General features: G+C 73.8%; 19 protein-coding genes and 2 pseudogenes. All 21 read left to right on the top strand.

The genetic code is table 11. From position 1 onward, the window contains the following. Nucleotides 1–40: 40 nt before the first annotated feature. The 21 genes and pseudogenes from lysA (at nt 41) to atpD (ending at nt 20,716) form a co-directional block, all read left to right on the top strand. Complete coding sequence (gene lysA / locus JKP75_RS14630; protein ID WP_309229864.1) at nt 41–1,438, top strand: diaminopimelate decarboxylase; 1,398 nt, start codon at nt 41–43, stop codon at nt 1,436–1,438. Then, nucleotides 1,435–3,798, top strand: coding sequence for a threonine synthase (gene thrC / locus JKP75_RS24695; protein ID WP_375539245.1), 2,364 nt, complete (start codon nt 1,435–1,437; stop codon nt 3,796–3,798). Before lysA ends, thrC begins: the two co-directional genes overlap by 4 nt. Continuing rightward, nucleotides 3,795–4,745, top strand: coding sequence for a homoserine kinase (thrB, locus tag JKP75_RS14615; protein WP_200490588.1), 951 nt, complete (start codon nt 3,795–3,797; stop codon nt 4,743–4,745). The genes thrC and thrB overlap by 4 nt, the downstream gene beginning before the upstream one ends. Before the next feature lie 262 nt (nt 4,746–5,007). Then, nucleotides 5,008–5,157: pseudogene (locus JKP75_RS24690) on the top strand (hypothetical protein); the annotation flags it as partial. Further along, nucleotides 5,131–7,134: a transcription termination factor Rho gene (gene rho, locus JKP75_RS14610; RefSeq protein WP_375539255.1), complete on the top strand. Its 2,004-nt coding sequence runs from the start codon at nt 5,131–5,133 to the stop codon at nt 7,132–7,134. The pseudogene JKP75_RS24690 and the gene rho, both read left to right, overlap by 27 nt. 134 nt (nt 7,135–7,268) lie before the next feature. Then, the gene (rpmE, locus tag JKP75_RS14605) at nt 7,269–7,511 is read left to right on the top strand and encodes a 50S ribosomal protein L31 (RefSeq protein WP_200490589.1); all 243 of its coding nucleotides are present in this window, start codon (nt 7,269–7,271) and stop codon (nt 7,509–7,511) included. An 84-nt stretch (nt 7,512–7,595) separates the two neighbouring features. Next, the gene (prfA, locus tag JKP75_RS14600; RefSeq protein ID WP_200493193.1) at nt 7,596–8,666 is read left to right on the top strand and encodes a peptide chain release factor 1; all 1,071 of its coding nucleotides are present in this window, start codon (nt 7,596–7,598) and stop codon (nt 8,664–8,666) included. Next, the gene (gene prmC / locus JKP75_RS14595; protein WP_200493367.1) at nt 8,663–9,550 is read left to right on the top strand and encodes a peptide chain release factor N(5)-glutamine methyltransferase; all 888 of its coding nucleotides are present in this window, start codon (nt 8,663–8,665) and stop codon (nt 9,548–9,550) included. Before prfA ends, prmC begins: the two co-directional genes overlap by 4 nt. After that, nucleotides 9,547–11,016: a protein kinase gene (locus JKP75_RS14590; RefSeq protein WP_309229862.1), complete on the top strand. Its 1,470-nt coding sequence runs from the start codon at nt 9,547–9,549 to the stop codon at nt 11,014–11,016. Before prmC ends, JKP75_RS14590 begins: the two co-directional genes overlap by 4 nt. Nucleotides 11,017–11,044: 28 nt before the next feature. Next, nucleotides 11,045–11,704, top strand: a complete 660-nt coding sequence (locus JKP75_RS14585; RefSeq protein WP_309229861.1) for an L-threonylcarbamoyladenylate synthase — start codon at nt 11,045–11,047, stop codon at nt 11,702–11,704. A gap of 179 nt (nt 11,705–11,883) precedes the next feature. Then, nucleotides 11,884–13,134, top strand: coding sequence for a glycosyltransferase family 4 protein (locus JKP75_RS14580; protein ID WP_200490590.1), 1,251 nt, complete (start codon nt 11,884–11,886; stop codon nt 13,132–13,134). Beyond that, nucleotides 13,131–13,646 carry a hypothetical protein gene (locus JKP75_RS14575; protein WP_200490591.1) on the top strand — a complete coding sequence of 172 codons (516 nt, stop codon included), beginning with the start codon at nt 13,131–13,133 and terminating at the stop codon, nt 13,644–13,646. The genes JKP75_RS14580 and JKP75_RS14575 overlap by 4 nt, the downstream gene beginning before the upstream one ends. Before the next feature lie 94 nt (nt 13,647–13,740). After that, on the top strand, nt 13,741–14,004 hold the full coding sequence (locus JKP75_RS14570; RefSeq protein WP_242471241.1) for an AtpZ/AtpI family protein: 264 nt from the start codon (nt 13,741–13,743) through the stop codon (nt 14,002–14,004). 26 nt (nt 14,005–14,030) lie between these two features. Next, nucleotides 14,031–14,819 (top strand): F0F1 ATP synthase subunit A, encoded by a 789-nt coding sequence (gene atpB / locus JKP75_RS14565; RefSeq protein WP_309229860.1) that lies wholly within the window; start codon nt 14,031–14,033, stop codon nt 14,817–14,819. A gap of 64 nt (nt 14,820–14,883) precedes the next feature. Further along, entirely contained in the window at nt 14,884–15,111 is a 228-nt protein-coding gene (atpE, locus tag JKP75_RS14560) for an ATP synthase F0 subunit C (RefSeq protein WP_200493192.1), read from the top strand. Nucleotides 15,112–15,152: 41 nt separating this feature from the next. Beyond that, nucleotides 15,153–15,716 carry a F0F1 ATP synthase subunit B gene (locus JKP75_RS14555; protein WP_200490594.1) on the top strand — a complete coding sequence of 188 codons (564 nt, stop codon included), beginning with the start codon at nt 15,153–15,155 and terminating at the stop codon, nt 15,714–15,716. Beyond that, nucleotides 15,716–16,546 (top strand): F0F1 ATP synthase subunit delta, encoded by an 831-nt coding sequence (locus tag JKP75_RS14550; RefSeq protein WP_200490595.1) that lies wholly within the window; start codon nt 15,716–15,718, stop codon nt 16,544–16,546. Before JKP75_RS14555 ends, JKP75_RS14550 begins: the two co-directional genes overlap by 1 nt. Before the next feature lie 50 nt (nt 16,547–16,596). Further along, complete coding sequence (gene atpA / locus JKP75_RS14545) at nt 16,597–18,234, top strand: F0F1 ATP synthase subunit alpha (protein WP_200490596.1); 1,638 nt, start codon at nt 16,597–16,599, stop codon at nt 18,232–18,234. Nucleotides 18,235–18,237: 3 nt separating this feature from the next. Then, a pseudogene (locus tag JKP75_RS22975) lies at nt 18,238–18,459 on the top strand (F0F1 ATP synthase subunit gamma); the annotation flags it as partial. 121 nt (nt 18,460–18,580) lie between these two features. Next, complete coding sequence (locus tag JKP75_RS14540) at nt 18,581–19,210, top strand: F0F1 ATP synthase subunit gamma (RefSeq protein ID WP_309229858.1); 630 nt, start codon at nt 18,581–18,583, stop codon at nt 19,208–19,210. A 57-nt stretch (nt 19,211–19,267) separates the two neighbouring features. Further along, a complete protein-coding gene (gene atpD / locus JKP75_RS14535) occupies nt 19,268–20,716 on the top strand; it encodes a F0F1 ATP synthase subunit beta (protein WP_091765384.1) in 1,449 nt (482 codons plus the stop codon). Nucleotides 20,717–20,802: the final 86 nt, after the last annotated feature.

The following is a 20,802-nucleotide window of genomic DNA, read 5'->3' as shown; positions in this document are numbered from 1 at the left end:
GGCGCGCCTCCCGCGGAGGCTCGGGGCGCTGGACCCGCAGGTGTGGCCGCGCTCGGCCACCCGCGTCGACGGCGAGCTGCACCTCGCCGGGCGAGCTGTCACCGACCTCGCCCGCGAGCACGGCACCCCGCTGTTCGTGCTGGACGAGGAGGACTTCCGCGGCCGCGCCGCGGACTTCGCGACCGCCTTCGACGGCGCCGACGTGCACTACGCGTCCAAGGCGTTCCTGTGCGGGCAGGTGGCCCGCTGGATCGCCGACGACGGCCTGCACCTGGACGCCTGCAGCGGCAACGAGCTGGCGCTGGCGCTGGCGGCCGGCTTCCCCGCCGAGCGGATCGCGCTGCACGGCAACAACAAGTCGCTGGTCGAGCTGCAGCTGGCCGTCGACTCCGGGATCGGGCACGTGGTGCTCGACTCGTTCGACGAGATCGAGCGGCTCGCGCCCCTCGCCGCGGCCCGCGTCGCCGCCGGGGGAGCGCCCGTGCCGGTGCTCATCCGGTCGACGGTCGGCATCGAGGCCCACACCCACGAGTTCATCGCCACCGCGCACGAGGACCAGAAGTTCGGCTTCTCCCTGGCCACCGGCGACGCGCTGACCGCCGCGGTGCGGGTCATCCGCGAGCCGGCGCTGCGGCTGGCCGGGCTGCACAGCCACATCGGCTCGCAGATCTTCGACACCGCCGGCTTCGAGGCCGCCGCGCACCGCGTCGTCGGCCTGCTCGGCCAGATCCACCAGGCCACCGGCGAGCTGCTCGGCGAGCTGAACCTCGGCGGCGGCTTCGGCATCGCCTACCTCGCCGACGACGACCCGGTCGCCCCGGGCGACGTCGCGGCCAGGCTGCGCTCGGTCGTCGCCGCGGAGTGCGCCGCCCTCGGGCTGCCGGTGCCGCGGCTCGCGGTCGAGCCCGGCCGCGCCATCGCGGGCCCCGGCACCGTCACGCTCTACGAGATCGGCACCATCAAGCCGGTGCGACTCGGGTCCGGGGGAGGCCCCGGGGTGCCGGCCGTGCGCAACTACGTCTCCGTCGACGGCGGGATGAGCGACAACATCCGCACCGCCCTCTACGACGCCGACTACACGTGCGTGCTGGCCAACCGGACGTCCGACGCGCCGCCGGCGCTGTGCCGCGTCGTCGGCAAGCACTGCGAGAGCGGGGACATCCTGGTCCGGGACCTGTGGCTGCCCTCCGACGTCGCCCCCGGCGACCTGCTCGCGGTGGCCGCCACCGGCGCCTACTGCTGGTCGATGGCGAGCAACTACAACTACCTGCTCAAGCCGCCGGTGGTCGCCGTCCGGGACGGCGTCGCGACCGAGATCGTGCGGCGTCAGACACTGTCCGACGTGTTCGCCCTCGACGCCGTCCTCGCAGACGTGCCCGCCCCCTCGCCCGCTCCCGACCAGCCGGCCCCCGAGCACGCCGCCGGAGCCCGCTCGTGAGCGCGCCGCTGCGCGTCGCGTTGCTGGGCTGCGGCACGGTCGGCAGCGCCGTCCTGCGCCTGGTCGAGGAGCAGGCCGACGACCTCACCGCCCGCGTCGGCCGCCCAATCGAGGTCGTGGGCATCGCCGTCCGCCGGCCCGCGCACCACCCCGACGTGCCGCAGCACCTGCTGACCACGGACTCCGCGGCCCTCGTGCGCCGGGACGACGTCGACCTGGTCGTCGAGGTCATCGGGGGCATCGAGCCGGCCCGCAGCCTGATGCTCGCGGCGTTCGAGGCGGGCAAGTCGGTGGTGAGCGCGAACAAGGCGCTGCTGGCCGAGGACGGCCCTGCCCTGCACGCGGCCGCCGCGGCGGCCGGCGTGGACCTCTACTACGAGGCCGCCGTCGCCGGCGCGATCCCGCTGCTGCGGCCGCTGCGCGAGTCGCTGGCCGGTGACCAGCTCCGCCGGGTCGTCGGCATCGTCAACGGGACGACGAACTACATCCTGTCGCGCATGGCCGAGACCGGTGCCGGCTTCGCCGAGGCGCTGGCCGAGGCCACCGAGCTCGGGTACGCCGAGGCCGACCCGACCGCCGACGTCGACGGCTTCGACGCGGCGGCCAAGGCGGCCATCCTGGCGTCGCTGGCGTTCCACACGCCGGTCTCCTCGGCCGACGTGCACCGCGAGGGCATCTCCGCGGTCTCCGCGACCGACGTCGCGCGCGCCGCCGAGATCGGCTGCACCGTCAAGCTGCTCGCCATCTGCGAGCGGGTGCCCAACGGTGACGGGGACTCCGTCGCCGTCCGCGTGCACCCCGCGATGATCCCGACGACCCACCCGCTGGCCTCGGTCGGCGGCGCGTTCAACGCCGTCTTCGTCGAGGCCGAGGCCGCCGGGCAGCTGATGTTCTACGGCCAGGGCGCGGGGGGAGAGCCCACCGCCAGCGCCGTGCTCGGCGACCTCGTGGCCGTCGCGCGCAACCGGGTCGCCGGCGCCTCGGGCCAGGGCCCGACCGGCTACGCCGACCTGCCGGTCCGGCCGATGGCCGAGACGCCGACGCGCTACCACGTCAGCCTCGACGTGGCCGACAAGCCGGGGTGTCCTGGCCTCGGTCGCGCAGGAGTTCGCCCGCCACGAGGTGAGCATCTCCACCGTCCGCCAGACCGGCCGCGGCGACGCCGCCACGCTGGTCATCGTCACCCACAGCGCCCCCGATGCGGCGCTCTCGGCCACCATCGCCGCTCTGCGGGACATGCCCGCGGTCCGTGGCGTCACCAGCGTCCTGCGCGTGGAAGGTCTGCAATGAGCTCACCGACGACGGTCTCCCCGGGCTGGCCCGGCCTGATCGAGGCCTACCGGTCGCGGCTGCCGGTCAGCGACTCGACCCCGGTCATCACCCTGCACGAGGGCGCGACCCCGCTGGTGCACGCCCGCGAGCTCAGCAGCCGCACCGGCTGCGAGGTGTACCTCAAGGTCGAGGGCGCCAACCCGACGGGATCGTTCAAGGACCGCGGGATGACGATGGCGATCACCAAGGCCGTCGAGGAGGGCGCCAAGGCGGTCATCTGCGCCTCCACCGGCAACACCAGCGCCAGCGCCGCCGCCTACGCCGCGCGCGCCGGCATCACCTGCGCCGTCCTCGTGCCGCAGGGCAAGATCGCGATGGGCAAGCTGGCCCAGGCGCTCGTGCACGGCGCCAAGCTGCTGCAGGTCGACGGCAACTTCGACGACTGCCTCGCCCTGGCCAGCAAGCTCGCCATCGACTACCCGGTGAGCCTGGTCAACAGCGTCAACCAGTTCCGCATCGAGGGCCAGAAGACGGCGTCGTTCGAGATCGTCGACGTCCTCGGCGACGCCCCCGACATCCACTGCCTGCCGGTCGGCAACGCCGGCAACATCACCGCCTACTGGCAGGGCTACCGGGAGTACGCGGCCGACGGGCCGGCGACGCGCACCCCGCGCATGTGGGGCTTCCAGGCCGCCGGCGCCGCGCCGATCGTCAACGGCGCCGTCGTCGAGAACCCGAGCACGATCGCCACCGCCATCCGCATCGGCAACCCGGCGTCCTGGACCAAGGCGCTGGCCGCCCGCGACGACTCCGGTGGCCGCATCGACGCCGTCACCGACCGCGCGATCCTCTCGGCCTACCGGCTGCTGGCCCGCAGCGAGGCGGTGTTCGTCGAGCCTGCGTCCGCGGCCTCGGTCGCCGGCCTGCTGCAGGTGCACGCCGCCGGGGAGCTCGAGCCCGGCCAGCGGATCGTCTGCACGGTCACCGGCAACGGGCTCAAGGACCCGGAGTGGGCGATCTCCGGCGCCCCGGCGCCGGTGACGATCCCGGTCGACGCCGCCGCCGCGGCCGCCCAGCTCGGGCTGTGACCGCGCCCGGCGCGCTGCGGGCGCGCGTCCGGGTGCCCGCCACCAGCGCCAACCTCGGACCCGCCTTCGACTGCGCCGGCCTCGCGCTCACCGTGCACGACGAGCTGGAGTTCGCCGTGACCGACGGCGGGCTCGTCGTCGAGATGACCGGTGAGGGCGCGGACACCCTCCCCGCCGACGAGTCGCACCTCGTCGTCCGCTCCTTCCGCGCGGCCTGCGCGGAGCTCGGCTGGTCGCCGGCCGGGCTCCGGATCACCACGCGCAACGGCATCCCGCAGGGGCGGGGGATGGGCTCCTCGGCCGCGGCCGTCGTCGCCGGCGTCGTCGGTGCGTGGGCGCTGTGCCCGTCGGTCGACGCGGTCCACCGCGAGGCGGTGCTGCGGCTGGTCACCGAGATCGAGGGCCACCCGGACAACGTGGCGGCCTGCCTGCTCGGCGGGGCGACGCTGTCCTGGATGGGTGACGGCGGTGCCCGCGCCGAACGGCTCGCGGTGTCCGACGACGTCCTGCCGGTGGTGCTGGTCCCGACGACGACGCTGTCCACCCACGTCGCGCGCGGGCTCCTGCCCGAGCTCGTCCCGCACGCCGACGCGGCGTTCAACGCCGGGCGCTCCGGCCTGCTGGTGCACGCGCTCACCGCGGCACCGGCCCTGTTGCTCGAGGCGACCGAGGACCGGCTGCACCAGGCGCAGCGCGGCGCGGCCATGCCGGCCTCGCACGACCTGGTGGCGGCGCTGCGCGCGGCCGGGCACGCCGCCGTCGTCTCCGGGGCCGGGCCGAGCGTGCTCGTGCTCGCCCGCCGGCAGCCCGGCGACGCGAACGTCGAGGACGCGGCCGAGGTGCGGGCGATCCGCGCGCTCGCGCCGGCCGGCTGGCGGGTGCTCCCGCTCGCCGTCGACCGGGCCGGCGCGACGGTGCTGGAGGGCCCCCGGGTATCGTCTCGGTAACGAGGAACACGCTGGGAACCACCGGTGTTGTCCAGTCCGTGAGCGTGCGTCTAGGCTCACGGCGTAGCCGCCCACTCGGGCGAGCCTCGCGTGGGACCGAAGCCGGCGATCAAGCCGATGATCCGCCCCACATCTTCACCCCGCTCCTCCCTGCGCCCCCGCCTCATGCCCGGGCCCACGGGGAGCGGTGCACCCCCTGCGCTGGAACGCGCAGGTCACCGCAGGGAAGGACCTGTACGTGAGCGAAAGCACCGACCTCGCCATGACCGGCGCGCGCAGGACGCGGCCGGCACGAGCGAGGCCCCCCGCCGCTCCCGAGGCTGCGGGCCGCGCCCGCCGCCGCGGCACCGGACTGGCCGGCATGCTGCTGCCCGAGCTGCAGCGCCTGGCCGCCGAGCTGGGCATCCCCGGCACCGGGCGCATGCGCAAGGGCGACCTCGTGGCCGCCATCTCCGCCCGCCAGGTCGGCGGCGACTCGGGCACCCCGGCGCCCCGCGCCGAGGCCCCGGACACCGGCGCCGACCGCGCCCGCGGCGTGGCCGCGACGGCCGCGACCCTCGAGGCACCGATCAGCGGTGGCGCCAACGGCGGCCCCCTGACGACGAACGACGCCGACGCGCGGCCGACCCGGTCGCGCCGCGGGGCCAGCCGCCCCGCGGGCTCCCCGGCCGCCGAGCCGGCCCCCGCCGCCGACGCCCCGGCCGCCGACGCCCGTCCGGCGGAGGCCACTGCCCCCGCCGAGGCGCCCCAGCGCGACGGCGGTCAGCGGGACGGCGACCAGCGCGATGCCGGTCAGCGGGACGCCGAGCAGTCCGACGGCGAGCAGCGCGACGGCGACCGCCCGCAGCGCAACCGCGACCGGAACCGCAACCGCGCGGACCGGGACGGCGGCAACCGCGACAACGCCCGTGACGGCGGCAACCGCGACAACGCCCGTGACGGCGGCAACCGTGACAACGGCAACGACCGCGGCGACCGGCCCGAGCGCGGCAACCGCGACGGGAACCGCGACACCGCCCGCGAGGGCAACCGCGGCCCGGACCGCGGCGAGCGGACCGACCGGGACGGCCGTCCGGGCAACCGGAACGACAACCGCACCGAGGGCAACCGCGGTCCGAACGCCGACGAGGACGACGACTTCGAGGGCGGCCGCGGCCGCCGCGGGCGTCGCTACCGCGACCGGAACAAGCGCGGCAACGCCGTCGGCGGGCGGGACCGGTTCGACCAGGGCGAGCCGACCATCAGCGAGGACGACGTCCTGCTGCCGGTCGCCGGCATCCTCGACGTGCTCGACAACTACGCCTTCGTGCGCACGTCGGGCTACCTCACCGGGCCGAACGACGTCTACGTCTCGCTGTCGCAGGTGCGCCGCTACGGCCTGCGCCGCGGTGACGCCATCACCGGCGCCGTCCGGCAGCCCCGCGAGGGCGAGCGCAAGGACAAGTACAACGCGCTGGTCCGCCTCGACACGGTCAACGGCCTGGACCCGGAGCAGGCGAAGAACCGCCCCGAGTTCACCAAGCTGACCCCGCTCTACCCGCAGGAGCGCCTGCGGCTGGAGACCGAGCCGCACCTGCTCACCACCCGGGTCATCGACCTCGTCATGCCGATCGGCAAGGGGCAGCGCGCGCTGATCGTCTCGCCGCCGAAGGCCGGCAAGACCATGGTGCTGCAGTCGCTGGCCAACGCGATCACCACGAACAACCCCGAGTGCCACCTCATGGTGGTGCTGGTCGACGAGCGGCCCGAAGAGGTCACCGACATGCAGCGCTCGGTGAAGGGCGAGGTCATCGCCTCGACCTTCGACCGGCCGCCGTCGGACCACACCACGGTCGCCGAGCTCTCCATCGAGCGGGCCAAGCGCCTGGTCGAGATGGGCCACGACGTGGTCGTGCTGCTGGACTCGATCACCCGGCTGGGCCGCGCCTACAACCTGGCGGCCCCCGCCAGCGGGCGCATCCTGTCCGGTGGTGTCGACTCCACGGCGCTGTACCCGCCCAAGCGCTTCCTGGGTGCGGCCCGCAACATCGAGAACGGCGGCTCGCTCACGATCATCGCCTCGGCGCTGGTCGAGACCGGCTCCACGATGGACACGGTCATCTTCGAGGAGTTCAAGGGCACTGGTAACGCGGAGATCAAGCTCGACCGCCGGCTGGCGGACAAGCGGGTCTTCCCGGCGGTCGACGTCAACGCGTCGGGCACGCGCAAGGAGGAGATCCTCATGTCGCCCGACGAGCTGGCCATCGTCATCAAGCTGCGCCGGGTCCTCGCCGCGCTGGAGCCCCAGCAGGCGCTCGAGCTGCTGCTGGACAAGCTGAAGAAGACGCGCAACAACGTCGAGTTCCTCATGCAGATCCAGAAGACGACGCTGGGTCCGGACAAGGACTGACCAGGGTGGCCGGTCGCCCGGTCTCCCCATCTGGGAGACTGGTCGACCGAGCCCCGCTGCGGCGCCGGAATACCAGGCGCCCGCAGGCGTTCCACCACACGCACACCAGAGACTTCTCGGAAGAGGCGCCAGCCATGAAGCCCGACATCCACCCGGCCTACAACGTCACCACCGTGACCTGTGGCTGCGGCAACACCTTCACCACCCGCAGCACCTCGCCGAGCGGCACGCTGACCGTCGAGACCTGCTCCGCCTGCCACCCCTTCTACACCGGCAAGCAGCGCATCCTCGACACCGGTGGCCGCGTCGCCCGCTTCGAGAAGCGGTTCGGCAAGCGCGGCGCTGCCTCCGCCGAGGCGCCCGCAGACGCCAAGTAGCACCCCCGACGGCGCCCGTCCCACCTCGCGGTGGGGCGGGCGCCGTCGTCGTGTCCGGACCCGACCGCACGCAGGAGTTCCCCGATGAGCAGCCTCGCCCCCGACCGGCTGGCCGTGCTGCTGGCCGAGCACGCGTCGCTGGAGCAGGAGCTCGCCGACCCCGCGGTGCACGCCGACCAGGGCCGGGCCCGCCGGCTGGGCCGCCGGTACGCGCAGCTCGCGCCGCTGGTGGAGACCGCCCGGGCCCTCGACGAGGCGCGCGGTGACCTGGCCACGGCCCGCGAGCTCGCCGCGGAGGATGCGTCGTTCCGCGAGGAGGCGGCCTCCCTCGAGCAGCGCATCCCGCAGCTGGAGGACCGGCTGCGCGAGCAGTTGCTGCCCAAGGACCCCGACGACGACAAGGACGTCATCCTCGAGATCAAGGCGGGGGAGGGCGGCGCGGAGTCCGCGCTGTTCGCCGGCGACCTGCTGCGCATGTACCTGCGCTACGCCGAGCGCCGCGGGTGGTCCACCGAGGTGCTCGACGCCCAGGACGCCGAGCTGGGCGGCTACAAGGACGTGGCGGTCGCGATCAAGAGCCGCACCGACGAGGGCATCTGGGCGCGGCTGAAGTTCGAGGGCGGGGTGCACCGCGTGCAACGGGTGCCCGCCACGGAGAGCCAGGGCCGCATCCACACCTCGGCGGCCGGTGTCCTGGTGCTGCCCGAGGCCGAGGAGGTCGACGTCACCGTCGACCCGAACGACCTGCGGATCGACGTGTTCCGCTCCTCGGGCCCCGGCGGGCAGAGCGTGAACACCACCGACTCCGCCGTCCGCATCACGCACGTGCCCTCCGGCATCGTGGTCAGCTCGCAGAACGAGAAGAGCCAGCTGCAGAACAAGGAGTCGGCGCTGCGGGTGCTGCGCTCCCGCCTGCTGGCCGCCGCCCGCGAGGAGGCGGCCGCCACCGCGAGCGACCAGCGGCGCAGCCAGGTGCGCACCGTCGACCGCAGCGAGCGGGTGCGCACCTACAACTTCCCGGAGAACCGGATCTCCGACCACCGGGTCGGCTACAAGTCGCACAACCTGGATGCCGTGCTCGACGGCGACCTGGACGCGGTGATCGACGCGCTGAGCAGCGCGCACACCGCCGAGCTGCTGGCGGCCGGCTCCTGAGGGGCGGGTCCGGGGCGAGGGTCCGCACGCTGCTCGCCGACGCCGCGCGCCGGCTGGCCGACGCCGGCGTCGAGTCCCCGCGGGTCGACGCCGAGCTGCTGCTCGCGCACGTCGTGGGCCGGACCCGCGCCGGGCTGCTCACCCTCGACGAGGTCGACGACGACGCCGCGGCGCGGTTCGCCGGCCTGGTGGAGCAGCGCGCCGACCGCGTGCCGCTGCAGCACCTCACCGGCCGGGCCCCGTTCCGGCGGCTCGAGCTCGCCGTCGGCCCGGGGGTGTTCGTCCCGCGGCCGGAGACCGAACTGCTCGTCGAGTGGGCGCTGGAGCAGCTGGCCGGCGTCGACGGGCCGGTCGTGGTCGACCTCGGCAGCGGCTCGGGCGCCATCGCGCTGTCGATCGCGCACGAGCACCCCGGCGCGCGGGTCACCGCCGTGGAGCGCGATCCCGGCGCCATCGCCTGGACCCGCCACAACGCCCTCGACCGCGTCGGCGCCGGGGACACCCCGGTGGGCGTCGTCGCCGGCGACATGACCGACCCCGCGCTGCTCTCCGAGCTCGACGGGCGGGTCGATCTCGTGGTCTCCAACCCGCCGTACGTGCCCGACGGCGCCCGCGTGCCGCGCGAGGTGGCCGACCACGACCCGCCGCTGGCGCTGTGGGGCGGCCCCGACGGCCTCGACGTCGTGCGCGGCATGCTCGGCGTCGCGGCGCGGCTGCTCCGCCCCGGCGGCCGGCTCGGCATCGAGCACGCCGACCAGCAGGGGACGGCGCTGCCCGCGGTGGTGCGCGCGCACGGCGGGTTCACCGACGTCGAGGACCACCCCGATCTCTCCGGCCGCCCGCGCTTCACGACCGCCCGCAGGGGGCCGGGGGAGGACCGGTGAGCGGGCCCGGGCCGCAGCCCGGCCTGCTGGCCGACCGCTACCGGCTGGGTTCGCTCATCGCCGGCGGCGGCATGGGCCAGGTGTGGCGCGGCCGCGACACGCTGCTCGACCGCCCGGTGGCGGTCAAGGTGCTGCGCGAGCAGTTCGCCGCCGAACCGGCCTTCCGCACCCGGTTCCGGGCGGAGGCGCAGCACGCCGCAACGCTGGTCCACCCGCACATCGCCGCCGTCTTCGACTACGGCGAGCTGCCCGGCACGGCCGGTTCCGCGCCGGTGGCCTACCTGGTGATGGAGCTCGTCGAGGGCGAGTCGCTGGCCGACGTGCTGCGCCGGGAGGGGCGGCTGGACGTGCCGCGCACGCTCGACGTGCTCCGCCAGGCTGCCGACGGGCTCGGGGCCGCCCACGCCGCCGGGGTCGTGCACCGCGACATCAAGCCGGCCAACCTGCTGGTCGGCTCCGACGGCGTGGTGAAGCTGACCGACTTCGGCATCGCGCGCTCGGCCGCGAGCGCCGCCGTCACCACCACCGGCCAGGTCATCGGCACCGCGCACTACCTCTCCCCGGAGCAGGCCTCCGGGCAGCGGGCGAGCCCGGCCAGCGACGTCTACGCGCTCGGGACCGTCGGCTACGAGTGCCTGGCCGGGCGGCGGGCGTTCGAGGGCGAGAGCGCCGTGCAGATCGCGGTCATGCAGATCCGCGAGCACCCCGACCCGCTGCCGGCCTCGGTCCCGCCGGAGGTCCGCGCGCTCATCGACCGCGCGATGGTGAAGAACCCCGCCGCCCGGTTCCCGGACGGCGCGGCGCTCCGCGACGCCGTCGACGAGGTGCGCGCCGGTGCGCCGGCCCGGTCCCCGGCGCCGACGGCGGTGCTCCCGGCCGTGCCGGTCCCCACTCCCGCGGACGGGCCGCCCGGCGAGCGGTCGCGCCGGCGCCGGTGGCCGGTGGTGCTGGTGCTCGCCGCGCTGCTCGTGGTCCCGGGCGTGGCCGCCCTCGTCGCGAGCTCAGGCGACGGCGGGCAGCCCGGGACCACGGCCGGGCCGACGACCGCGTCGACCACCCCCACCACGCCGCGCACGCCGGACCCGGTCGACGTCCTCGCCGAGGCGCTGGTGGGCCGCCCGGTCCGCGAAGTGCAGGCCGAGCTCATCGGGCGCGGCCTCCGGGTCGAGCTCGCCGCGGTCGAGACCGCCGACGTCGCCGCCGGGCTGGTCACCGCCGTCGAGCCCGCCGGCGCCCTGCCGCCCGACGCGCTGGTCCGGCTCGGCTACGCCGTGCCGCCGGTCCCGGAGCCCACGCAGGCGCCCGCGCCCGCGCCGGCACCGGTGGACGACGGCGGTGACGAGGAGGCGGACGAGCCGGAGGGCGGCGGCCGGGGCGAGCCCGGTGGCGGCCCGCGCGACCGGGACGACGAGAAGGGCCCCGGCCAGGGGGGCGGCCGGGGGAACCGGGGCGAGGGCGGCCGCTGAACCCGCCCGGCGCGGGGCGCGGGGAGCGGTGGGAGACTCCCTCCCCGTGGCCGAGATCTACGACTGCACCGACCCCGAGGCGCGCACCGCCGGCCTGGAGGCCGCGACCGCGGCCATCGGCAGCGGGGAGCTGGTGCTGCTGCCGACCGACACCGTCTACGGGGTGGCCGCGAACGCGTTCGACCCGGACGCCGTGACCGCCCTCCTGGCCGCGAAGAACCGCGGCCGCGGGATGCCGGTGCCGGTGCTCATCGGCGAGGCCTCGACGCTGGCCGGGCTGGTTCTGCACACGCCGCCCGCGGCCACCGCCCTGGCGCAGGCGTTCTGGCCCGGCGGGCTGACCCTCGTCGTCGAGCACGCGCCGTCGCTGGCCTGGGACCTCGGTGACGCCGAGGGGACGGTCGCCGTCCGGCTCCCCGACGACGAGCTGACCCGCGACCTGCTGCGGCGGACCGGCCCGCTGGCGGTCTCCAGCGCCAACCGCTCCGGCCGGCCGGCCGCCACCACCGCGCAGGAGGCCGCCGACCAGCTCGGCGCGCACGCCGCCGTCGTCCTGGACGGGGGGCCCCGCGCGGACTCCGCGGCCAGCACCATCGTCGACTGCACCGGCGCCACTCCGAGGGTCCTCCGCGTGGGCGCGATCCCGGTCGAGCGGCTGCGCGACGCCGTCCCGGACGTCCAGGACTGAGCCGGATCACGACCGCGGGGCCGCGGTGCGGTCCGGGGGACCCCGGGGTCCGGGCGCTACCGTGGGGAGACCGCCGCGCCACCTCGAGGTGTCGCGGCACGACGACGTGCGGGAGGGCGGCTGGATGAGCGCGCCCGCCCGCGGACCCCGTCCCGAGCCGGTCCGGGCGGGCTGAGCCGATGCGCGAGTACGCCGTCGTCCTGCTCACCGCAGCGCTGGTCACCTTCCTGACCACCCCGGTGGTGCGGATGCTGGCCATCCGTTTCGGCATGATGGCCGCCCCCCGGGACCGCGACGTGCACTCGATCCCGACGCCGCGCGGCGGCGGGGTGGCGATGTACCTGGGCGTGGCCACCGCGGTTCTGGTCGCCACGCGCCTGCCGGCCCTGCAGCGCACGTTCGACGACTCGCAGACCTACGCCGTCCTCGTCGCCGGTGGGCTGATCTGCGCCCTGGGTGTGCTGGACGACAAGTGGGGCCTGGACGCCCTGACGAAACTCACCGGGCAGATCGCCGCCGCCGGCGTGATGGTGCTGCTCGGCGTGCAGTTGTCGTTCCTGTTCCTGCCGGTGGCCGACATCGGGACCATCTCGCTGGGCCCGGACGTCGGCGTTCCGCTGACCATCCTGCTGACCGTCCTGGTGGTCAACGCGCTGAACTTCATCGACGGCCTGGACGGGCTGGCGGCCGGCGTCTCGGCGATCGCGGCGATCGCCTTCTTCGCCTACAGCTACCACCTGGGCCTGGTCGGCTACGACGACGTAGCCAGCGCCCCGGCGCTGATCACCGCCGTGCTGGCCGGCGCCTGCCTGGGCTTCCTCCCGCACAACTTCAGCCCGGCGCGGATCTTCATGGGCGACTCCGGCTCGATGCTGGTCGGGCTGATGCTGTCGGCGGCAGCGGTCACCGCGACCGGGGGAGTGGACCCGCAGTCCTTCGACTCCGCGGCCACCCTGCTGCCCCTGACGCTGCCCCTGCTGGTGCCGGTGGCGGTGCTCTTCATCCCCTTCATCGACCTCGTCATGGCGGTCGTCCGGCGCACCCGGCAGGGGCGCTCGCCGTTCGCGCCGGACAAGATGCACCTGCACCACCGGCTGCTCTCCATCGGCCACTCGCACCGCCGCGCGGTGCTCGTCATGTACTTCTGGGCGGCGCTGCTGTCCTTCGGTGCGGTCGCGCTCTCCATCACCGGCGGCACGGCGGAGCTGCTGGTCGCGATCGCCGTCCTGCTGGTCGTCGGCCTGGTCGTGGTGCTGAGCCCGCGGGCCCGCCGGGCGGCGCGCGAGGCGCGCGCCGCGGAGCTCGCGGCGCAGCGGCAGCGCAGCCGCGCCGACCACCCCACCGCCCGGGCCGTGCGGGGCCGGGGCGCCGAGGCGCGCGCCGGCCGGGCCGCCGCCCGCGCCGCCGAGAGCCGGAAGGTCCTGAGATGACCGCAGCACCGCAGCCCGCCGCCCCCGCGACCCCGGAGGCCCGGGCGCCGTGGGACCTGGCGTTCCTCCGGGTGGGGGCGATCGCCTCGGCGGTCGCGACCGCCGTCGCCGCACCCGTGGCCGGTGTGATCGGCGGCTGGGGGAGCGCCGTCGCCGTCCTGGTGGGCGCGGCCACCGTGGTCGCCTTCTTCGCCGTCTCCGGCGTCGTCATCGCCTGGGCCGGCGGCATCCAGGACGCCCTGGCGCTGCCGGCGGCGCTCGGGACCTTCCTGGTCAAGCTGCTGGTGCTGTTCGCCCTGCTCGGCGCGCTCCCGGAGGACGGCTGGCTCGACCGGCCCGTCCTCGCCTGGACGGTCATCGCCGGCGCGCTGCTGTGGAGCGGCGTGCAGATGCGCTGGGTGTGGACCCGCCAGGTGTTCTACGTGGCGCCGCCGGCCGCGCCCGCCGCCACCCGGGCGGGTGGTCCCGACGGTGCCGCCCCGGACCCGGCCCGTCCGGCGTCCGACGGCTGAGATAGTGTCCCGAGTGATGGCCGAGAACACCCCTGCACGCAGGGACGCTCGACCGCGCTCCGCAGACGCCGAGCGTCCTCCCTCCGGGGCGGACGTGGGGTGGGGGATCACCGGGACGATGCTCTCGGGGATGCTCGTGTGGGGCGGGGTCGGCTGGCTGCTCGACCGCTGGTGGGAGACGCGAGTCTTCACCCTCGTCGGCGTCATCCTCGGTCTGGGTGTGGCCATCTACCTGGTGGTCGTCAAGTACGGTGCCGTCGACCCGCCCCCCGGGGCCCGATCGCACACACGCACGACCCCGGGCGGGCAGCGGAGCTCGCCTCGGACGCAGGGCCCGACGCAGAAGGGACAACGGTGACCTCCAGCGCCTCAGCGCTCGGCAGCGTGCTCGCATCCGGCGGAGAAGGCTTCCACGCTCCGACGATCGCGGAGTTCTACCCGGAGCCCATCGCGGAGTTCTCGCTCCTGGGCGTCGACTTCGCGATCACCCGCATCACGATCATCTCCTGGGTCGCGACCGCCGCGATCCTGGTCTTCCTGGTCCTCGCCTCGCGCAAGGCCTCGATCGTGCCGAGCAGGCTGCAGTTCCTGGGCGAGAGCGGTTACTCCCTCGTCCGCGACGGGATGGCCCGCGACGTCATCGGCCCCAAGGGCCTGCCGTTCGCGCCGTTCCTCGCCTCCCTCTTCTTCTTCATCCTGGCGAACAACGCGATGAGCATCATCCCGTTCGCGCAGATCTCGCCGATGTCGAAGTTCGCCCTGCCGCTGGTGCTCGCGGTGCTCGTGTGGATCCTCTACAACTGGGTCGGCATCCGGGAGCAGGGCGCCGGCAAGTACTTCAAGGACGCCGCCATCCCGCCGGGCGTGCCCGTCGGCGCGCTGATCCTGGTGACCCCGATCGAGCTGCTGCAGGTGTTCATCATCCGGCCGTTCACCCTCGCGGTCCGGCTCTTCGCGAACATGTTCGCGGGGCACATGCTGCTCGTCGTGTTCTCGCTGGGCACCGTCTACCTGCTCCAGGTGGGCAACTTCTCGATCATCTTCAGCCCGTTCGCGTTCCTCATGGCCCTGGCCATGACGTTCTTCGAGGTGCTGGTGATCGTGCTCCAGGCGTACGTCTTCACCGTTCTGACGGCCACCTACCTCAACGGTGCCGTCGAACCCGCCCACTGACCGCTCCACCCCGCCAGCCACCCGGGACGCACCCGGGTGACCGACACAGGAGGAAGACCCCCCAATGATCGAGGTTCTCGCAGAGCTCGAGGGCAATGTCGGCGCGATCGGCTACGGCCTCGCCGCCATCGGCCCCGGTATCGGTGTCGGTGTCGTGTGGGCCGCCTACATCCAGGCGACCGCCCGCCAGCCCGAGTCGGCCGGCCTGACCCGGACCTACGCCTTCCTCGGTGCCGCCCTCTCCGAGGCGCTGGCGCTCATCGGTCTGGTCGCGCCCTTCATCTACGGCTGAGCCAGCCGGTCCTGTCCAGCTGACGTAGGGACGTGCAGAGCATGAACATCCTGGCTGCGGAGAGCGCCAACCCGCTCCTCCCCCCGGTGGGCGAGATCATCGTCGGCCTGATCACCTTCGCGATCCTCGCCTTCGTGGTGATCAAGTTCGTGGTGCCGAGCTTCGAGAAGGCGTTCGTCGCTCGTCGTGAGGCGATCGAGGGCGGCCTCGAGCGTGCCGAGGCCATGCAGGCCGAGGCGAAGGCGGCGCTCGAGCAGTACCGGGCGCAGCTGGCCGAGGCCCGTGGCGAGGCCGCGCAGATCCGCGACGCCGCCCGCGCCGAGGGGCAGCAGATCCTCGAGGAGCTGCGCACCCAGGCCCAGGAGGAGTCGGCTCGCATCGTCGCCCGCGGCGAAGAGCAGCTGGCGGCCCAGCGGCAGCAGATCGTCCACGAGCTCCGTGGGCAGATCGGCACGCTGGCCGTGGACCTCGCCGGTCGCGTGGTGGGCGAGTCGCTGGCCGACGACGCCCGTCGCAGCGGCACCGTCGACCGCTTCCTCGCGGAGCTGGACGGCATGGCCGCCTCCGGCGACGGCCGCGGGGCCGTGGCGGAGAGCAACCGCTGATGGAGGCCTCCACCCGCGCGGCCATCGTCGAGGTGCGCGAGCGCCTCGAGCAGCTGACGCGTCGGTCCGCGCACCCCGCCACCGGGCCGGAGCTGCTCTCCATCGCGGACGAGCTCTTCGCGGTGTCCCGGGTGCTGGACGGCCAGCTCACCCTGCGACGGGCGATGGCCGACCCGGCCGGGAAGCCGGAGGAGCGCGCCGGACTGGTGCGCCGCCTCTTCGCCTCCCAGCTGTCGCCGACCGCGCTCGACCTGGTCGAGACGATCGCCCGGCAGCGCTGGTCGCGGCCGATCGACCTGGTCGAGGCGACCGTCACCGTCGCCACCGAGGCGGCACTGGACGCCGCCGACGTGAACGGCGAGCTGGACGGCGTCGAGGACGAGCTCTTCCGCTTCGGGCGCATCGTCGCCGGGGACCGCGAGCTCAACCGGATCCTCAGCGACCGCAAGGCACCGGTGGAGGGCCGCGCGGCGCTCCTGGACCGGCTGCTGTCCGGTCGGGTGAACGCCGTGACCGAGCAGCTGCTGCGCAACGTGCTCACCGGCTCGCACGCCGGTACCGCCGAGATCGCCATCGAGCGGCTGTCCGAGGTGGCCAGCCGCCGCCGGGGCCAGTCGGTCGCCCGCGTGACCACCGCGGTGGCCCTCACGCCGGCCCAGGAGCAGCAGCTGGGCGACGTGCTCGGCCGCCTCTACGGCCGGCCGGTCGGGCTCCAGGTCACGGTCGACCCCGACGTGCTGGGCGGCCTGGTCGTCCAGGTGGGCGACGAGGTCATCGACGGCAGCATCGCCCACCGGCTGGAAGCCGCCCGCCGGCGGCTGGCCGGCTGACCGCCCCTCCGCAGACCACAACGACCCCCGCAGGGAAGAGGACCAGAGCCATGGCCGAGCTGACGATCTCCGCAGACGAGATCCGCAGTGCCATCCAGAACTACGTCACCGAGTACCGGCCCGACGTCTCCCGCGAGGAGGTCGGGACGGTCACCGAGGCCGGCGACGGCATCGCCCGCGTCGAGGGCCTGCCCTCGGTCATGACCAACGAGCTGCTCGAGTTCGAGAGCGGCGTCCGCGGCCTGGCCCTGAACCTCGACGTGCGCGAGGTCGGCGTCGTCGTCCTGGGTGACTTCTCCGGCATCGAGGAGGGCCAGCAGGTCCGCCGCACCGGCGAGGTGCTCTCCGTGCCCGTCGGCGACGGCTACCTCGGCCGCGTCGTGGACCCGCTGGGCAACCCGATCGACGGTGGCGGCCCGATCGCCACCACCGGCCGCCGCGCCCTCGAGCTGCAGGCGCCCACCGTGGTGCAGCGCCAGTCGGTGCACGAGCCCATGCAGACCGGGATCAAGGCCATCGACGCCATGACCCCCGTCGGCCGCGGCCAGCGCCAGCTGATCATCGGTGACCGCCAGACCGGCAAGACCGCGGTCGCGACGGACACGATCATCAACCAGAAGGAAGCCTGGGCCACCGGCGACCCGTCGCAGCAGGTCCGCTGCATCTACGTGGCCGTGGGCCAGAAGGGCTCGACGATCGCGGCCCTGAAGACCGCCCTCGAAGAGGCCGGCGCGATGGAGTACACGACCATCGTCGCGGCCCCCGCCTCCGAGGCCGCCGGCTTCAAGTACATCGCCCCCTACACCGGCTCGGCCATCGGCCAGCAGTGGATGTACGAGGGCAAGCACGTCCTCATCGTGTTCGACGACCTGTCGAAGCAGGCCGAGGCCTACCGCGCGGTCTCGCTGCTGCTGCGCCGCCCGCCGGGCCGCGAGGCCTACCCCGGCGACGTCTTCTACTTGCACTCCCGCCTGCTGGAGCGCTGCGCGAAGCTCTCCGACGAGCTGGGTGCCGGGTCGATGACCGGTCTGCCGCTGGTCGAGACCAAGGGCAACGACGTGTCGGCCTACATCCCGACCAACGTCATCTCGATCACCGACGGCCAGATCTTCCTCGAGACGGGTCTGTTCAACTCCGGTGTCCGCCCCGCCATCAACGTCGGCATCTCGGTGTCCCGAGTCGGTGGTTCGGCGCAGGTCAAGGCGATGAAGTCCGTCGCCGGCCGGCTCCGCCTGGACCTCGCGCAGTTCCGCGAGCTGGAGGCCTTCGCCTCCTTCTCGTCCGACCTCGACGCCTCCAGCCGCGCGACCCTGGACCGCGGCATGCGCCTGGTCGAGCTGCTCAAGCAGGGCCAGTACTCGCCCTACCCGGTCGAGAAGCAGGTCGTCTCGCTGTGGCTGGGCACCACCGGCAAGCTCGACGTCGTCCCGGTGTCCGACGTGCGCCGCTTCGAGTCGGAGTTCCTCGACTTCATCGGCCGCGGCGACAACGGCATCTTCGACGCCATCCGCAGCACCAAGAAGCTCGAGGACGACACCGTCGCGAGCCTCGAGCGCGCCGTGGAGTCCTTCTACGGGCAGTTCACCACCGGGGAGGGCGAGTCGCTCCGGGTGAACGAGCCCGAGGCCGAGGCCATGGACGCCTCGGAGCGGGGCCAGGAGCGCGTCCAGGTCAAGAAGAAGGCCTGACCCGTGGCCGCCTCTCTGCGCGCCCTGCGGCGCCGCATCCGCTCCACCCAGTCGACGAAGAAGATCTTCTCGGCTCAGGAGCTGATCGCCGGTGCCCGCATCGTGCGCGCCCAGGCCCGGGTCGAGGCGTCCAAGCCCTACGCCCGGGAGATCACGCGGGTCCTCTCCGCGCTGGCGTCGTCGGCGTCGTTGGACCACCCGCTGCTCACAGAGCGGGAGAACCCCCAGCGCGCCGCCGTCCTGGTCATCACCTCCGACCGCGGGTTCGCCGGCTCGTACAACGTGGAACGTCCTCCGCCGGACGGAGGAGCTGCTCGCGCTCCTCCGTCAGGAGGGCAAGCAGCCGGTGCTGTACGTCGTCGGCCGCAAGGGGGAGACCTACTACTCCTTCCGCGACCGCGAGATGGCGGCCACGTTCACCGGCTTCTCCGAGCAGCCCGGCTACGAGGACGCGCAGGAGGTCGGCTCCGCGCTGATCGACGTCTTCACCGCCGGTGCCGATGACGAGGACGGCGGTGCGGGTGCCGACGGCATCCTCGGCGTGGACGAGCTGCACATCGTCTACACCGAGTTCCGCTCGCTGCTCGCCCAGGTGCCGGTCGCCAAGCGCATGGCTCCGCTGGAGGTGGAGGAGGTCGAGGAGTTCGACTACGAGCGGGAGGACCGCGAGCGCGGTGCGGCCGCCGACTCGGGCGTCCCGACCTCCTACGAGTTCGAGCCGTCGGCCGAGGGTCTGCTGGACGCCCTGCTGCCGAAGTACATCACCACCCGGATCTACGCGGCGATGCTCGAGGCGGCAGCCTCCGAGTCGGCGTCGCGCCGCCGGGCGATGAAGTCGGCCTCCGACAACGCGGAGGAGCTGGCGAAGAACCTGTCCCGGCAGGCGAACCAGGCCCGCCAGGCGGAGATCACCCAGGAGATCAGCGAGATCGTCGGCGGCGCCGACGCGCTGGTCTCGGCCAACGCGGGCGACTGACCCGCTCACCACCGTTCCCCCACGCAGCACGAGCCCGAGGGCAGGAGAGCAGTACAGATGACCGTCACCGAGGACCGTCCGACCAGCTCGCAGACGCAGGCCAGCACCGGCCGCGTCGTGCGGGTCACCGGGCCGGTCGTCGACGTCGAGTTCCCGCGCGACGCGATGCCCGACCTGTTCAACGCCCTGAAGGTCGACGTCACGCTCGCCGACCTCAGCAAGACCCTGACCCTCGAGGTCGCCCAGCACCTGGGCGAGAACGTGGTCCGGACCATCTCGATGGCCCCGACCGACGGTCTCGTGCGCGGGTCCGAGGTCACCGACACCGGCAGCGCGATCAGCGTCCCCGTCGGCGACGTGACCACCGGCCACGTGTGGAACGCCTTGGGCGAGTGCCTCGACGAGCCCGGCTACGGCCTGGACGCGCCCCGGTGGACCATCCACCGCCACGCGCCCCGGTTCGACCAGCTCGAGGGCCGCACCGAGATGCTGGAGACCGGCATCAAGGTCATCGACCTGCTCACGCCCTACGTGGCCGGTGGGAAGATCGGTCTGTTCGGTGGTGCCGGCGTCGGCAAGACCGTGCTCATCCAGGAGATGATCCGCCGCGTCGCCCAGGAGTTCGGTGGCGTGTCGGTGTTCGCCGGTGTCGGCGAGCGCACCCGTGAGGGCAACGACCTCATCACCGAGATGACCGAGTCCGGCGTCATCAACTCGACCGCCCTGGTCTTCGGCCAGATGGACGAGCCGCCGGGCACCCGTCTGCGGGTCGCGCTCTCCGCGCTGACGATGGCGGAGTACTTCCGCGACGAGCAGAACCAGGACGTGCTGCTCTTCATCGACAACATCTTCCGGTTCACCCAGGCCGGCTCCGAGGTCTCCACGCTGCTGGGCCGCATGCCCTCCGCCGTGGGCTACCAGCCGACCCTGGCCGACGAGATGGGTGAGCTGCAGGAGCGGATCACCTCGACGCGGGGTCGCTCGATCACCTCGCTCCAGGCGATCTACGTGCCCGCCGACGACATCACCGACCCGGCGCCGCACACCACCTTCGCCCACCTCGACGCGACGACCGTGCTCTCGCGGCCGATCTCGGAGAAGGGCATCTACCCGGCCGTGGACCCGCTGGACTCCACCAGCCGGATCCTCGACCCGCAGTACGTGGGCCAGGAGCACTACGACACGGCGCAGCGGGTGAAGCAGGTGCTGCAGCGCTACCAGGAGCTGCAGGACATCATCGCGATCCTCGGCATCGACGAGCTCGGTGAAGAGGACAAGGTCACCGTCAACCGGGCCCGTCGCGTCGAGCGCTTCCTGTCGCAGAACATGTTCGTGGCCGAGGCCTTCACCGGTCAGCCCGGCTCGTTCGTGCCGCTGTCGGAGACGCTGCAGGCGTTCAAGGCGATCACCGAGGGCGAGTACGACAACGTCCCGGAGCAGGCCTTCTTCATGTGCGGTGGGCTCGAGGACCTCGAGCGCAACGCGGACAAGCTCAAGAAGGCCTGAGCACCCGCTCGGTCCTGATCGACGGCCGGGTCCTCCTCGCGGAGGGCCCGGCCGTCGGCGTCTCCGGGTCACCCGACCGGGTGTTT

The organism is Blastococcus sp. TML/M2B (assembly GCF_016612865.1).
Taxonomy (GTDB): domain Bacteria; phylum Actinomycetota; class Actinomycetes; order Mycobacteriales; family Geodermatophilaceae; genus Blastococcus.
Note: the sequence above shows the minus strand (reverse complement) of the source record. Positions and strands in the feature narration are given on the sequence as shown.

Bases quoted from the DNA above. Each gene is read 5' to 3' on its own strand.
- rpmE (WP_200490589.1), top strand. From the start codon at position 7,269: ATGAAGCCCGACATCCACCCGGCCTACAACGTCACCACCGTGACCTGT.
- prfA (WP_200493193.1), top strand. From the start codon at position 7,596: ATGAGCAGCCTCGCCCCCGACCGGCTGGCCGTGCTGCTGGCCGAGCAC.
- JKP75_RS14580 (WP_200490590.1), top strand. From the start codon at position 11,884: ATGCGCGAGTACGCCGTCGTCCTGCTCACCGCAGCGCTGGTCACCTTC.
- JKP75_RS14575 (WP_200490591.1), top strand. From the start codon at position 13,131: ATGACCGCAGCACCGCAGCCCGCCGCCCCCGCGACCCCGGAGGCCCGG.
- atpE (WP_200493192.1), top strand. From the start codon at position 14,884: ATGATCGAGGTTCTCGCAGAGCTCGAGGGCAATGTCGGCGCGATCGGC.
- JKP75_RS14555 (WP_200490594.1), top strand. From the start codon at position 15,153: ATGAACATCCTGGCTGCGGAGAGCGCCAACCCGCTCCTCCCCCCGGTG.
- JKP75_RS14550 (WP_200490595.1), top strand. From the start codon at position 15,716: ATGGAGGCCTCCACCCGCGCGGCCATCGTCGAGGTGCGCGAGCGCCTC.
- atpA (WP_200490596.1), top strand. From the start codon at position 16,597: ATGGCCGAGCTGACGATCTCCGCAGACGAGATCCGCAGTGCCATCCAG.
- atpD (WP_091765384.1), top strand. From the start codon at position 19,268: ATGACCGTCACCGAGGACCGTCCGACCAGCTCGCAGACGCAGGCCAGC.